We start from the raw sequence: 13,466 nt of genomic DNA, 5'->3' as shown, positions 1-13,466 counted from the left end.
CCCGTCCATGACCCAGAGGGGGGCTCAGGTCGCATGACCCTGGTGCTGCGCTTCGCCGCCGGCTCCCACAAGGGGCTGATCCGGGAGGGGAACGAGGACTCCGGCTACGCCGGGCCGCGGCTGCTTGCCGTGGCCGACGGCATGGGCGGCGCCGCGGCCGGTGAGGTCGCGTCCTCCGAGGTGCTCGGCTCCATCGTCCGCTTGGACGAGGACGTGCCGGGCGCCGACCTGCTGACCCTGCTCGGCGACGCCGTCCAGGGCGCCAACGACCGCCTCCGGCAGATGGTCGAGGAGGATCCGCAGCTCGAAGGCATGGGCTGCACCCTCACCGCGATGCTGTGGACCGGCCAGCGGATGGGCCTGGTGCACGTCGGGGACTCCCGCGCCTACCTGCTGCGGGACGGCTCGCTGGTGCAGATCACCCAGGACCACACCTGGGTGCAGCGGCTGGTCGACGAGGGCCGGATCACGCCCGAGGAGGCCGAGACCCACCCGCAGCGCTCGCTGCTGATGCGGGCGCTGGACGGCCGCGGCCAGGTCGAGCCCGACCTGTCGATCCGCGAGGTCCGGGCCGGCGACCGCTACCTGATCTGCTCCGACGGCCTCTCCGGCCCGGTCAGCCACCAGACCCTCCAGGACACCCTCGGGAGCTTCTACTCGCCCGAGCAGACCGTGCAGGAGCTGATCCAGCTCGCGCTGCGCGGCGGCGGTCCGGACAACATCACCTGCATCGTGGCGGACGTCATCGACGTCGGCGCCACGGACACCATGAGCGGGCAGTTCAACGACGTCCCGGTGGTCGTCGGCGCGGTCGCCGACACCCCGCCGTCCTCGGCCGCCGCCGACCGCTCGATCGCCGACACCCCGGCCGGCCGGGCGGCCGGCCTCGGGCGCTCCCCGCAGGGCGCCTTCGGCCCCGCCGAGGGCTACGACGGCGGGTACGGCGCCGCCCCGGGCGGCTTCGGCCCGGCGGAGGGCTACGACGGCGGCTACGGCGCCGGCGAGCCTTCCGTCTACGGCACCGAGGACTACGACGACGAGCCGCCGCGCAAGCGCAAGGGCAAGGCGCTCAAGCTCTCGGTGGTGGCGCTCGTCACCCTGGGCCTGCTCGGCGGCGCCGGCATCTTCGGCTACAAGTGGACGCAGGACCAGTACTACGTCGGTGCGGACGGCGACCACGTCGCGATCTACCAGGGCCTGAACCAGAACCTGGTCGGGCTGAGCCTGTCCTCGGTGCACACCTCGTACAAGGACATCGAGCTCAAGTACCTGCCGCAGGACCAGCGCACCCACGTGACGAACACCATCACGGCGAGCAGCTTCGGCGACGCCGACGACAAGGTGAAGAAGCTGGCCGAGCAGGCCACCTTCTGCCACCGGGTCGCCGACGCCCGGGCGAACGCGACCGGCCAGGCCACCGCGGGCACGCCGGCGGCCGGCCAGCCCGCCGCGGCGCCCACCGCCACGGTGGCGCACGCCGGGTTCCTGGCGGCCGGCTCGCCCAGCCCGTCGGCGACCGGCCGCGCCCCGGCCGCGGCCGCGCCCACCCCGAGCGCGACCCCGACCCCGACGCCCGGCACGGCGGCTCCCAGCCAGAGCGCCGCCGCCCCGGCCACCGGGCCGCAGGGCGACCTGCCCGGCTTCTCCGACGAGGAGCGGCAGAAGGCCGACTCCTGCCCGAAGCCGTGACGGCCGTGACCCGACATAGGCCCGCCCGGCGCGGGCCCGCCGGCCGTCAGGGAGCGGCCCACAAGTGAGCGAGCGAATGATCGAGAGGCGCGCGTGGGCGCCTGCCCCTGCCGAGCGACCGGGTTCCTCCCGGCCGGCGGCCGGGGGAGAGGCGGGAGCATGAGCACCTTCGACGTGAGCAACGGCGCGAACCGCCGGGCCGACGGCGTACCGGCGGACCGCGCGTCCTCCCGGCGCCGGGGCAACACCACCATCTCGGCCCCGGGCACGCCGAACCGGCGCAACACCGAGCTGGCGATGCTGGCCTTCGCGGTGGTGCTGCCGGTCCTCGCCTACGCCAACGTGGGCCTCGCGATGGACGACTCGCTGCCCGCCGGCATGCTCGGCTACGGCCTCGGCATGGGTGCGCTGGCCCTGATCGCGCACCTGCTGATGCGCCGCTTCGCCCCGTACGCCGACCCGCTGATGCTGCCGATCGCCACCCTGCTCAACGGGCTCGGCGTGGTGATGATCTGGCGCCTCGACAAGGCCGGGAAGCTGCTGCACAACAACTACCCCGCCGCCGCCAACCAGCTGATGTGGTCGGGCCTCGGGGTGGCCTTCTTCATCTTCGTGATGATCTTCCTGAAGGACCACCGGGTCCTCCAGCGCTACACCTACATCTCGATGGCGGCGGCCCTGGTGCTGCTCGCGGCGCCGGCCTTCTTCCCGGCCCGCAAGGAGGACTTCGGCGCCAAGATCTGGATCCGGATGGGCGCCTTCTCGATCCAGCCCGGTGAGTTCGCCAAGATCATCCTCACCGTGTTCTTCGCCGGCTACCTGATGGTGAAGCGGGACGCGCTGGCCCTGGCCAGCCGCCGCTTCATGGGCCTCTACCTGCCGCGCGGCCGCGACCTCGGGCCGATCATCGTGATCTGGCTGCTCAGCCTGCTGATCCTGATCTTCGAGAACGACCTCGGCTCGTCCTTCCTGTACTTCGGCCTCTTCGTGGTGATGCTGTACGTCGCCACCGAGCGCACCAGCTGGATCGTCTTCGGCCTGCTGATGTCCGTGGGCGGCGCGGTCGCGGTCGCCTCGACCGCCAGCCACGTCAAGGTCCGCATCGACGCCTGGCTCGACCCGATGGCCGCCTTCTCCCCCAAGCCGCCCGTCGGCGCGACCGAGCAGATCGGTCAGTCGCTGATGGCGCTGGGCTCCGGCGGGGTCACCGGCTCCGGCCTCGGCCAGGGCCGCTCCTGGCTGATCGACTTCGCCGCCAAGAGCGACTTCATCCTCGGCTCGTTCGGCGAGGAGCTCGGCCTCACCGGCCTGATGGCGATCTTCATGCTCTACGCCCTGCTGGTCCAGCGCGGCCTGCGCACCGCGGTCGCCGCCCGGGACCCGTTCGGCAAGCTCTTCGCCGTCGGGCTCTCCTCGGCGATGGCGCTCCAGGTCTTCGTGGTCGCCGGCGGCGTCACCGGCCTGATCCCGCTGACCGGTATGACCATGCCGTTCCTCGCCCAGGGCGGGTCCTCGGTGGTCGCCAACTGGGCGCTGGTCGCGATCCTGCTGAAGATCAGCGACAACGCCCGCCGACCGGGGGTCGAGCCGTCGCCCACCCCGGAGCTCCAGGGAGGACCCGTCTCGTGAACAAGCCGATCCGCCGGGTCTCGATCTTCTGCCTCGTGCTGATCCTGGCCCTGATGGTCCGCACCAACTGGGTGCAGGGGGTCCAGGCCGAGTCCTGGGCCGCCAACAAGAACAACAAGCGCCAGGAGTTCGACCGCTACGCCCACCCGCGCGGCAACATCATCGTCGGCGGGCAGCCGGTCACCTCCTCCGAGTTCGTCAACGGCCTGCGCTACAAGTACAAGCGCACCTGGATCGACGGCCCGATGTACGCGCCGGTCACCGGCTACACCTCGGCCTTCCAGAGCACCGGGCTGGAGAACCTGGAGGACGGCATCCTCTCCGGGACGGACGACCGGCTGTTCTTCCGCAACACCCTGGACATGCTGACCGGCGAGCCGAAGAAGGGCGGCGACGTCGTCACGACGATCAACGCCAAGGCGCAGAAGGCCGCCTTCGACGGCCTGGGCGGCAAGAAGGGCGCGGTGGTCGCCCTCGACCCGCGCACCGGCGCCATCCTGGCCCTGGTCTCCACGCCCTCCTACGACCCGAGCACCTTCTCCGGCTTCGAGAAGTCCGACGGCGAGGCCTGGAACAACCTCAACGCCGACACCAACAAGCCGCTGCTCAACCGCGCGCTGCGCGAGACGTACCCGCCCGGCTCGACGTTCAAGCTGGTCACCGCGACCGCGGCGTTCGAGAACGGGATGTTCCAGAACATCGACGACACCACGCAGACCCCCGAGCCGTACACCCTGCCGGGCACCAAGACCGACCTGAAGAACGAGAGCCCCAACGAGCGCTGCGAGAACGCCACGCTCAAGTCGGCCATGGACCAGTCCTGCAACACCGTCTACGGCAAGATCGGCGTGGACCTCGGCCGGGACAAGATGCGGTCCCAGGCCGAGAAGTTCGGCTTCAACAGCACGGTGGACACCCCGGTCCGCTCCGAGAAGAGCCTCTACCCGAACGCCTCCACCCCGGACGGCACGGCGATGGACGCGATCGGCCAGCACGACACCCGGGCCACCCCGCTGCAGATGGCGATGGTCTCCGCCGCGATCGCCAACAACGGCTCGCTGATGCAGCCGTACCTGGTGGACCAGGAGCGGTCGGCCTCGCTGACCACCATCTCCAAGCACACCGAGAAGCAGTTCTCCCAGCCGATGAGCCCGGGCACCGCGCAGAAGCTGCAGGAGATGATGGTCTCCGTGGTCGAGAACGGCACCGGCAAGAACGCCCGGATCTCCGGCCTGCAGGTCGGCGGCAAGACCGGTACCGCCCAGCACGGCGAGGACAACGCCGGCCTGCCGTTCGCCTGGTTCACCTCGTTCGCCAAGACCGCCGACGGACAGTCGGTCGCGGTGGCGGTGGTGGTCGAGGACGGCTCCAACAACCGTGACGGCATCAGCGGCGGCCGGCTGGCCGCGCCGATCGCCAAGGCGGTGATGCAGGCCGCCCTCGGCAAGTAGCAGCGGCCGCCACGAGTGAGTGATATGTCACGATCGGCACCCCCGAACGGATACCGGTCTGGTATCGGCCGAGAGCTGACTCCGGTCCGGCGCGGTGCGACCGGTAGCGTATCCGCAAGCAGCGGGTGTGCCCGTTGCCGCCCGCGGGGCGCCGCAGGGTCCTGACCGCGAGAACCACCCGGGGCCGGGCCGGCGTCACTCAGGGCGTGCGGGGACACCTACGTCACATCCTCACCGGCGGGTGAGGGAGAGGGTCGGAACTATGGAAGAGCCTCGTCGCCTCGGCGGCAGGTACGAGCTCGGCGGCGTCCTCGGGCGCGGCGGCATGGCCGAGGTGTACCTCGGCCATGACACCCGGCTCGGCCGTTCCGTCGCAGTGAAGACGCTCCGGGCCGACATGGCCCGCGACCCGTCCTTCCAGGCCCGCTTCCGTCGTGAGGCGCAGTCCGCGGCATCCCTGAACCACCCCGCAATCGTCGCCGTGTACGACACCGGCGAGGACTACATCGACGGCATCTCAATCCCGTACATCGTGATGGAGTACGTCGAGGGTTCGACCCTGCGCGAGCTGCTGCACTCCGGGCGCCGGCTGCTGCCGGAGCGGGCGCTGGAGATGACCATCGGCATCCTGCAGGCCCTGGAGTACTCGCACCGGGCCGGCATCGTGCACCGCGACATCAAGCCCGCCAACGTCATGCTGACCCGGCAGGGCAACGTCAAGGTCATGGACTTCGGCATCGCCCGGGCGATGGGTGACGCCGGGATGACCATGACGCAGACCTCGGCCGTCATCGGCACCGCCCAGTACCTCTCCCCCGAGCAGGCCAAGGGCGAGCAGGTCGACGCCCGCTCGGACCTCTACTCCACCGGCTGCCTGCTGTACGAGCTGCTGACCGTGCGCCCGCCCTTCGTCGGCGACTCGCCGGTGGCGGTGGCGTACCAGCACGTCCGGGAGGAGGCGCAGCCGCCGTCCGTCTTCGATCCCGAGGTCCGCCCCGAGATCGACGCGATCGTGCTGAAGGCGCTCGCCAAGGAGCGTGACTACCGCTACCAGAGCGCCGACGAGATGCGCGACGACATCGAGCGCTTCCTCGACGGCCTGCCGGTGGCCGCCGCCCAGCAGGCCGCCGCGTACGGCATGGGCGGTGCGGCCGGGTACGGCTACGACCAGAACGGCTACCCGCAGAGCGACCCGTACGGCCAGACCAACGTGCTGCCGCAGCAGCCCGGCGGCGGTCCGACCACGATGCTGCCGCAGGCCGGCGGCCAGGGCGGCTACGGCCAGCAGCCCGGCTACTCGGACGAAGGCTACGGCCAGACCTACGCGGGCGGCCCGGGCGGCGGCGCCGGCGGGGAGGACGGCTACGGCCGCGCCTCCCGGCGCGGCGAGGAGCCGCCGAAGAAGAGCAACACCTCCTGGATCGTCCTGGCGGTGGCCGCCGTACTGGTCCTGGTCGGCACCTTCTTCGTCGCCCAGGCGATGTTCAGCGACAAGAAGGACGACAAGAAGGACGCGGTCAAGGTCAGCGCGCCGAACCTGGTGGGCAAGACACTGGCGGACGCCAAGACCGCCGGCCAGCAGGCCAAGCTGGTGGTGACCGAGGGCGAGAAGATCGCCTGCCCGGACTCCAACGTCAAGAAGGACCAGATCTGCGTCCAGAGCCCGGCGGCCGGCCAGCAGGTCGCCGAGGCCGGGACCATCACGGTGCAGCTCTCCTCCGGTCCGGCCAAGGCCACCATGCCGACGGTGACCGGCAAGACCAAGGAGCAGGCCACCAAGGCGCTCGCCGACGCCGGCTTCACCAACATCGCGCAGCCGGAGTACAAGGACGACGACAACGCTCCGCAGGAGACCGTCCTCGCCCAGGACCCGGCGGCCGGCGCGCCCGCCGACCCGAGCGCCCCGGTGAAGCTGACCGTCTCGCAGGGCAAGGCCAAGATCGCCGTGCCGAACGTGGTCGGCCAGCAGAAGGAGGCCGCGCAGGCCGCGCTGGAGACGGCCGGGTTCCAGGTCGACGCGTCGAAGACCACGCCGACCAACGACCCGAGCAAGATCAACACCGTCGCCTCGCAGCAGCCGGCGGGCGGCAAGGTCGCGGCCAACACGAAGATCGTGCTGACCGTCTTCAAGGCGCCGGACAAGGTCACCGTCCCGCCGCTGCAGAACGTCACGGTCAAGGAGGCCACCAAGCAGCTGCAGGCGCTCGGCCTCGGCTACACGCTGCTCGGCCCGCAGGACCCGAACGCGCTGGTGACGGGCTCGATGCCGGGGGCCGGCTCCCAGGTGGACCCGAACACCTCGGTGACCCTGATGACGAGGGCGCCCGAGCCGACCAAAGGGGGCAACGACGGTCCCAACCCCTCGCCCTCCAACACCAAAGGGGGCAACCCCTAGCCCGTGGTTCCCGTGGTTCTGAGTCGGTGAGGCTCCGGACCCACCCCGAGGGGCCCGTCGAAGCGGTTCACACCGGCTTCGACGGGCCCCTCGGGCGTTCCCCGGGCGGGGCACCGCCGGGGCCCGGACGGGGCCCGGACGGGCGGGGTGGGCATGGAACGGCCCCGAGACGGGCCTGGACGGCCCGCCACGGGGCCCGGCGGGGCCGATGGGGCCCGAGGAGCGGGGAGGGGCCTGACGGCCGCCCCGGGTGGCCGCGGCAGGTGGCTGGGCCCTGTCCGGCCTAGGAGTGGCGCAGCTCGGCCGGTGGGGTGCGCCTGGCGTCGATGTCGTCCACCCGGACCAGGCTGCCCCAGACCGCCATCCGGTAGCGCGAGGTGTAGACCGGCGTGCAGGTGGTCAGCGTGATGTAGCGGCCGGGGGACTGGTAGCCGGAGCCCTTCGGGACGGGCGCGACGATGCCGGTGTCGTACTTGGACGTCTCGGCCAGGGTGCTGTCGACCCGGTAGACGTACCACTTGTCCTTGGTCTCGACGACGATCGCGTCGCCCTTGTGCACGGCGTCCAGGTCGTGGAACTTCGCCCCGTGGCCGTCCCGGTGCGCGGCCAGCGCGAAGTTGCCCGCCGCGTCCCACGGCATCGCCGCGCGGTACGGCTGCTCGTACACCCCGGCGACGCCCTCGGCCAGGGTGTCCGGGTCGGTGCCCATCCGGATCAGCACCTGGTAGTCCCGGCCCATCGCCGGGACGTGCAGGAAGCCCACCCCGTCACCCGCCGCGTACGCCGGGCCGGACGCGCCGGGGGACGGCGTGGCCGCCGGGCCGCCGGGGGGAGCGCTCGGGCCGGCCGCCCAGGAGTCGCGCAGCCGGTCGGAGGCCCGGGCCGCGGCGGCGTCGGCCTCGACGTTGGTCCACCAGAGCGAGTACGCGACGAAGAGGCCGAGGACCAGGCCCAGGGTGATCAGCAGCTCGCCGACGACCCCGACCGCGGCCAGCACCGGGCCGCGCTTGCGGGGCGCGGGCTCGGGCCGCGGAAAGGCCTCGTCCGCCGCCGGCTCCGCCGTCTCGTCCTGCTGCACCACTGCTCCCCCTCGTGCCCTGTCCACACCGTCCGACAGCGGCGCGGCGCGCCCGCCCGGGCCCGCCGCCCCTGCCCGGACCCGACGGCCGGTCGGCCGTCAGCCGGCCGTGAGCGCGGGCGGCTTGCCCTGGCTCCGCGGCCGTTCCTCGATCATCTTGCCAAAGAGGATCAAGCGCGCCTTCGAGCTGAACTCCGGCGTGCAGGTGGTCAGCGTGATGTACCGGCCGGGCCCGGTGTAGCCGGAGCCGTTGGGCACCGGCTTGATCACGCTCACGTTCGACGGCGGGGTCTCCGGGATGCCCCCGGTGACCTCGTACGTGTAGTACGCGGTCGCGGTCTCCACCACGATCTTGTCGCCCTTGCCGAGCTGGTTGATGTGCCGGAACGGCTCGCCGTGGGTGTTGCGGTGCGCGGCCAGCGCGAAGTTCCCCTGCTTGTCGGCCGGCATCCCGGTGCCGGTGTAGTGGCCGACCAGGCCCTTGTCGAGCACCGAGGTCTTGGCGGTGCCCTCGGCGATCGGGAACTTCAGGCCCAGCTTCGGCAGGTGGATGATCGCGAAGCCCTTGCCCGGCTCGAAGGTCTCCGGCTTGGCCGGGTCCGGCGCGGGCTGCCCGGACGCTCCGGGCGCCGGCTGGGCCGAGTCGAACTGCTGCTCCAGCTGGTTGCGGGCGCCGTCGGCGGCCGCATCGGCCTGCACGTTGGTCCACCAGAGCTGGTACGACACGAAGAGCAGCATCACCAGGCCGAGCGTGATGCAGAACTCGCCCACGAACCGGGCGCCGATCACGAGCGCCGACTCCTTGGGCCGTGCCCGCTCCCCCGCCGCCGCGCGACCGCCCGCCCGGCGGCGTCCGCCGCCCGAGCGCACCGACATCCGGCCCTGTGCGGCCCGGCGGCGCTCGGCGCGGCCGCCGGTCGGCGGCTCGTCCGCGGCCGGCGGCGGGACGCGCAGCTGGATGGTCTCGTCGGCCGGCCAGGGGGCGTCCGGCTGCTCCGCGGCCGCGGTGCCGTCCGGCCCCGCCGGGAGCGGCTGTTCGGCCTGCTCGTAGACGCCCCAGCCGTCGTCGGCGCCGCGGCCCGCCCGCTGCGCGGCCCGGCCCGGCTGGACGGGCTGGACCTGCTGCACGGGCCGGGTCGGCTGCTCCTGCTGGGCCGGGTAGCCGGCGTACTGCTCCTGGTACTGGTACTGGCCGTGCTGCAGGTACGCGTTGTCCGCGGCGTGCCGGCCCGGCCGGTGCTCCTGCTGCTGCGGGTGGCCACCGTCCTGAGCGCCCTGGCCGGCCTGGGCCGCACTCTGGCCGGCGTGGCCACCGGGCACGGCCTGGCCGTACTGCCCGTACTGTCCGTACCCTCCGGCCTGGCCGGCCTGGCCGGCCTGGCCGTACGACCCGTCCCGGCCGTACCCGCCGCCGTCCAGTGGGTCCGCCCCCGGCTGGAAGCGCCCCTCCGGACGCACCGCGGTCACGTCGCTCAGCCCCGGCCGATCACCGGGGCGAGCCCGGCCGAACGGCCGACGGCGTGCGGATCACCGCACTCGGCCAACCAGTTGGCGAGCATCCGGTGCCCGCCCTCGGTGAGCACCGACTCGGGGTGGAACTGCACGCCCTCGACCAGCAGCTCGCGGTGGCGCAGCCCCATGATCACGCCGCTCCCGGTCCGGGCGGTGACGACCAGCTCGTCCGGCACGGTGGCCGGCTCGACCGCCAGCGAGTGGTAGCGGGTGGCGGTGAGCGGCGAGGGCAGGCCCTCGAAGACCCCGCCGTCCTCGTGCTCCACCAGCGAGGTCTTGCCGTGCAGCAGCTCCGGCGCCCGGCCGACCACCGCGCCGTACGCGACCGCGATCGACTGCAGGCCCAGGCAGACGCCGAAGACCGGCAGCCCGATCCGCGCGCAGTGGTGCACCATCTCGATGCAGACCCCGGCCTCCTCCGGCGCACCCGGACCGGGGGAGAGCAGCACCCCGTCGAAGCCCGTACCGCCGTCACGGCGCACCGCGTGCTCGACCGTCACCTCGTCGTTGCGCACCACCTCGCAGGTGGCGCCCAGCTGGTAGAGGTACTGGACCAGGTTGAAGACGAAGCTGTCGTAGTTGTCGACGACCAGGATGCGGGGCGGGCTCGGCTGGGAGCTCATGAGCGTGCGGTCTCCGTGGGGTGCGGGGCTGGAGGGAGGAACGGGGGCCGACGGATCAGCCCGCGGCGCCTTCGCCGCCGTCCACTGTGACGTCGCCGAAGGGGAGCAGCGGTTCCGCCCACGGGAAGACGTACGTGAACAGGAGGTAGACCACGCCCAGTACGAGGAGCAGCGAGATGAGGGCCCGGATCAGGGTGTTCCCCGGGAGGTGACGCCAGATCCAGCCGTACATGGTGCTCCCTCTACGTAACGGACTGGGGTAAGAGTAGACCGGCGGTCGCGGGCCGTGGGGCGGGCTTCCCCCTTCCGGCGTCCTGATCCGCCCCGATCCGACCCGATCCGCCGCGAATCGTCGGACCCGCCCCGGCGGGGACCGCCGGACCGGCCCTACGGCTGGCCGCCCGCCGAGCGCAGGTCGGCCGTGCCGGAATAGCCGGGCACCGCGAGGTCACCGCTCTCCTGCACCCTCCAGCCCAGCCCGTACGCCTGGACGTACTGCAGGTAGTTGCGGATCGTCGGGTCCGCCTCCACCGCCGCCCGCAGCGCGTCGGTCCGGCCGACCGCCTTGACCACGTACGGCGGCGAGTAGACCCGGCCCTGGAGCAGCAGGGTGTTCCCGACGCAGCGGACGGCGCTGGTGGAGATCAGCCGCTGGTCCATCACCTGGACGCCCTCGGCGCCGCCGCGCCAGAGCGCGTTCACCACGGCCTGGATGTCCTGCTGGTGGATGACCAGGTCGTTGACGCCGGGCTCGGGCACCCCGGGGATGCGCGCGGTGGCGTTCGGCGGGGCGTCGTTGAGGGTGACGGTCAGGCCGGGGCCCTGCAGCGGCTCCAGCGCGGCGGCGTCCCGGAGGGCGTCCTGCCGGGCGGTGTCGGCGGGGTTGCCGCCCTGCTGCTCGGTGAGCTCCTGCGAGCGGGCCTGGAGGTCGGCGAGCTGCGCCTGGGCCTGCTGGTTCTGCGAGCTGCGCTGACGTATCACGTCGCTGAGGCTGAGCAGCGAGTTGTCGGTGCGCAGGTCGGTGCCGCGGGCGGTCTGCGCGCTGACGTAGAAGAGCAGACCGGCGAGCGCGAAGACGGCGCAGGTCAGGGCACGGCCGACAATTCGGGTGCCGGTGGCAGGGGTGCGGGACGGCTGAGGGGGAATCGACAAATTAGGCACCGTACCCTTATCTACTTCAGACCCGCCGAGCCACTACGCTAACGGACGCCGGTGGCATGTGCGGGGGCGGACCCCATAGCGTTCTCCACAACCGCAGCCGTCGGCCGCCTCACCCCCGCTGAACCCTGCGCGGTCTCACAGCGCATCGACAGGAGAGCCCCTCGTGCCGAAGTCTCGACTCCGCAAGAAGTCCGACTACACCCCGCCGGTCACGGCCACGGTGAAGATCAGTTCGGGCCGCGGCTGGGTTGCCCCGTTGATGCTGGCCCTGTTCCTGGTCGGCCTGGTGTGGATCGTCACCTACTACGTGACCAGTGGCAGCTGGCCGGTCGAGAGCTGGCACAACTGGAACATCCTGGTCGGCTTCGGCTTCATCGCGGCGGGGTTCGGCGTCTCCACCCAGTGGAAGTGACGCCGGGGCTCCGACCCTGAGCGCATTCCGCCGCCCCGGAGGGTTCTCCCCCCGGGGCGGCGTTCCGCCGTGCCCGGGCACGGCGGTCGGCCCGTCGCGGACCGGGCCCGCCCGTTATGTGTGGATATCGCCGGCCGGTTATCCCGCTATCCCGCTTATCCACACGGTTATCCACACTGGGGAAAAGTCGCCGCAGCCTGTGGATAACTCGCGCCCCGGGCGCTTTCCACACCCTCGCGCACCGTCCCCCGAATGCCGAATACGCACAGTGGGACACGCGTAGAACAGCAGTCCACAGGTGGCTCCCCCAACCGGCTGTGCACAGCACCCCACCCGCTGTGGACAAACGTCCGAGGCCTCAGCCTCCGTAGCGGGCCATCCCCACCAGGAGCATCAGCAGCACCAGGCCGGCCACCCCCGCCACCGTCAGCGACTGCACCAGCGTCCGGTGCTCCCGCGGGGCGTACATCAGCCCGACCGCGGTCAGCGCCCCGGCGACCAGCCCGCCGACGTGCGCGCGCCAGTCGATGCCGGACACCGAGAACGTGATGACCAGGTTGAACACCAGCAGTGCGACCACCGGGCCGAGCGGCGTCCTGGTCCGCTTGAACATCACCACGGTGGCGCCGAGCAGGCCGAAGAGGGCGCCGGAGGCCCCCAGCGAATTCATGAAGTCGCCGGCCACCAGGAACGCGAACGCGCTGCCGGCCAGGCCGGAGAGCAGGTAGACGGCCAGGAAGCGGATCCGGCCGAGCGCCGCCTCCAGCGAGGGACCGATCACCCAGAGCATCACCATGTTGGTGCCGATGTGCCAGAGCTGGACGTGCAGGAAGGTCGCGGTCAGCAGCCGGTACCACTGGTCGGGGCCGGCCGCGACGCCGTACGGGTAGCCGGTGATCTGCGGACCGACGCTGAACAGCGAGAGGTCCTCGGCCAGCCAGGGCTTGAGCACGTAGGCGGCGAGGAGGAAGACCACCAGGTTGATGCCGATCAGGGCCTTGGTGACCAGCGCACCGTCCGCGGTCGGCTGCCCGCCGAACCGGGTGGTCGCCTTCCGCACCTCGCGGCCGGCGCCCTGGACGCACTCGGGGCAGTGGAAGCCCACCGACGCGCTCACCATGCACTGCGGACAGATCGGCCGGCCGCACCGGGAGCAGCCGATGCCGGTCTCCTGGTCCGGGTGCCGGTAGCAGCGCGCCGGGCCGGCCCCGCCCTCGGGCCGCGGGGTGTGGTCCGTCGGCGGCCTGGGCTCGTCCGGGAGCATCAGCGGTTTCCCCTTCTCGCACGGTCTCGCGAGGCGCTCGTGCGCCTGCATCGCGATCACGGCGGCACTCCGCCGAACGGGAGACCACCGGGATCGCCAGCGTACTGCGGCGCGATCGGCGGCGGGGGCGCCCCGACCGGCCGGCTTCCCGCCCCGCCGCGCAGCCTCCCGCACCGCCCGCCGCCCCGCGTACGGCCCACTCCGGAGTGCTGTCGGACAAATCAGGATGCATGATCAGCATTCAGGTGGATA

11 protein-coding genes are annotated in these 13,466 nt (G+C 72.1%); 5 read left to right on the top strand and 6 right to left on the bottom strand.

The genetic code is table 11. The annotated features are described in order from the left end of the window. Positions 1–33: 33 nt before the first annotated feature. The 4 genes from ACIPSC_RS04410 (at position 34) to pknB (ending at position 7,164) form a co-directional block, all read left to right on the top strand. Positions 34–1,689 (top strand): PP2C family protein-serine/threonine phosphatase, encoded by a 1,656-nt coding sequence (locus ACIPSC_RS04410; protein ID WP_400822865.1) that lies wholly within the window; start codon positions 34–36, stop codon positions 1,687–1,689. 159 nt (positions 1,690–1,848) lie between these two features. Beyond that, positions 1,849–3,318 (top strand): FtsW/RodA/SpoVE family cell cycle protein, encoded by a 1,470-nt coding sequence (locus ACIPSC_RS04405; RefSeq protein ID WP_400822864.1) that lies wholly within the window; start codon positions 1,849–1,851, stop codon positions 3,316–3,318. Further along, positions 3,315–4,769, top strand: a complete 1,455-nt coding sequence (locus ACIPSC_RS04400) for a peptidoglycan D,D-transpeptidase FtsI family protein (RefSeq protein ID WP_400822863.1) — start codon at positions 3,315–3,317, stop codon at positions 4,767–4,769. The genes ACIPSC_RS04405 and ACIPSC_RS04400 overlap by 4 nt, the downstream gene beginning before the upstream one ends. A gap of 262 nt (positions 4,770–5,031) precedes the next feature. Further along, positions 5,032–7,164: a Stk1 family PASTA domain-containing Ser/Thr kinase gene (gene pknB, locus ACIPSC_RS04395; protein ID WP_400822862.1), complete on the top strand. Its 2,133-nt coding sequence runs from the start codon at positions 5,032–5,034 to the stop codon at positions 7,162–7,164. A 283-nt stretch (positions 7,165–7,447) separates the two neighbouring features. Here the strand turns inward: pknB and ACIPSC_RS04390 are convergent, their stop codons facing one another. From ACIPSC_RS04390 to ACIPSC_RS04370, 5 genes are all read right to left on the bottom strand, one after another. Further along, positions 7,448–8,245, bottom strand: coding sequence for a class E sortase (locus tag ACIPSC_RS04390; RefSeq protein ID WP_400822860.1), 798 nt, complete (start codon positions 8,243–8,245; stop codon positions 7,448–7,450). Between the two features lie 96 nt (positions 8,246–8,341). Then, entirely contained in the window at positions 8,342–9,709 is a 1,368-nt protein-coding gene (locus ACIPSC_RS04385) for a class E sortase (RefSeq protein WP_400822859.1), read from the bottom strand. Between the two features lie 5 nt (positions 9,710–9,714). Continuing rightward, positions 9,715–10,377, bottom strand: a complete 663-nt coding sequence (locus ACIPSC_RS04380; protein WP_400822858.1) for an aminodeoxychorismate/anthranilate synthase component II — start codon at positions 10,375–10,377, stop codon at positions 9,715–9,717. Between the two features lie 55 nt (positions 10,378–10,432). Then, positions 10,433–10,609, bottom strand: a complete 177-nt coding sequence (locus ACIPSC_RS04375) for a hypothetical protein (protein WP_400822856.1) — start codon at positions 10,607–10,609, stop codon at positions 10,433–10,435. Positions 10,610–10,764: 155 nt separating this feature from the next. After that, the gene (locus tag ACIPSC_RS04370; RefSeq protein ID WP_400823340.1) at positions 10,765–11,523 is read right to left on the bottom strand and encodes a DUF881 domain-containing protein; all 759 of its coding nucleotides are present in this window, start codon (positions 11,521–11,523) and stop codon (positions 10,765–10,767) included. Between the two features lie 178 nt (positions 11,524–11,701). Here ACIPSC_RS04370 and crgA point away from each other — a divergent pair, with 178 nt between their 5' ends. Beyond that, positions 11,702–11,950, top strand: coding sequence for a cell division protein CrgA (crgA, locus tag ACIPSC_RS04365; protein ID WP_400822854.1), 249 nt, complete (start codon positions 11,702–11,704; stop codon positions 11,948–11,950). 358 nt (positions 11,951–12,308) lie between these two features. On the opposite strand, the gene ACIPSC_RS04360 is transcribed toward crgA, so the two are convergent. Continuing rightward, positions 12,309–13,214: a rhomboid family intramembrane serine protease gene (locus ACIPSC_RS04360; RefSeq protein ID WP_400823338.1), complete on the bottom strand. Its 906-nt coding sequence runs from the start codon at positions 13,212–13,214 to the stop codon at positions 12,309–12,311. Positions 13,215–13,466: the final 252 nt, after the last annotated feature.

Source organism: Kitasatospora sp. NPDC090091 (genome assembly GCF_044747365.1).
Taxonomy (GTDB): domain Bacteria; phylum Actinomycetota; class Actinomycetes; order Streptomycetales; family Streptomycetaceae; genus Kitasatospora.
The sequence above is the reverse complement of the archived record's forward strand: the minus strand, read 5'-3'. Positions and strand labels throughout refer to the sequence as shown.

What these genes read in the sequence shown, in the direction of transcription:
- ACIPSC_RS04410 (WP_400822865.1), top strand. Translation starts at nt 34, where the DNA reads ATGACCCTGGTGCTGCGCTTCGCCGCCGGCTCCCACAAGGGGCTGATC.
- ACIPSC_RS04405 (WP_400822864.1), top strand. Translation starts at nt 1,849, where the DNA reads ATGAGCACCTTCGACGTGAGCAACGGCGCGAACCGCCGGGCCGACGGC.
- ACIPSC_RS04380 (WP_400822858.1), bottom strand. Translation starts at nt 10,377, where the DNA reads ATGAGCTCCCAGCCGAGCCCGCCCCGCATCCTGGTCGTCGACAACTAC.
- ACIPSC_RS04375 (WP_400822856.1), bottom strand. Translation starts at nt 10,609, where the DNA reads ATGTACGGCTGGATCTGGCGTCACCTCCCGGGGAACACCCTGATCCGG.
- ACIPSC_RS04360 (WP_400823338.1), bottom strand. Translation starts at nt 13,214, where the DNA reads ATGCTCCCGGACGAGCCCAGGCCGCCGACGGACCACACCCCGCGGCCC.
- pknB (WP_400822862.1), top strand. Translation starts at nt 5,032, where the DNA reads ATGGAAGAGCCTCGTCGCCTCGGCGGCAGGTACGAGCTCGGCGGCGTC.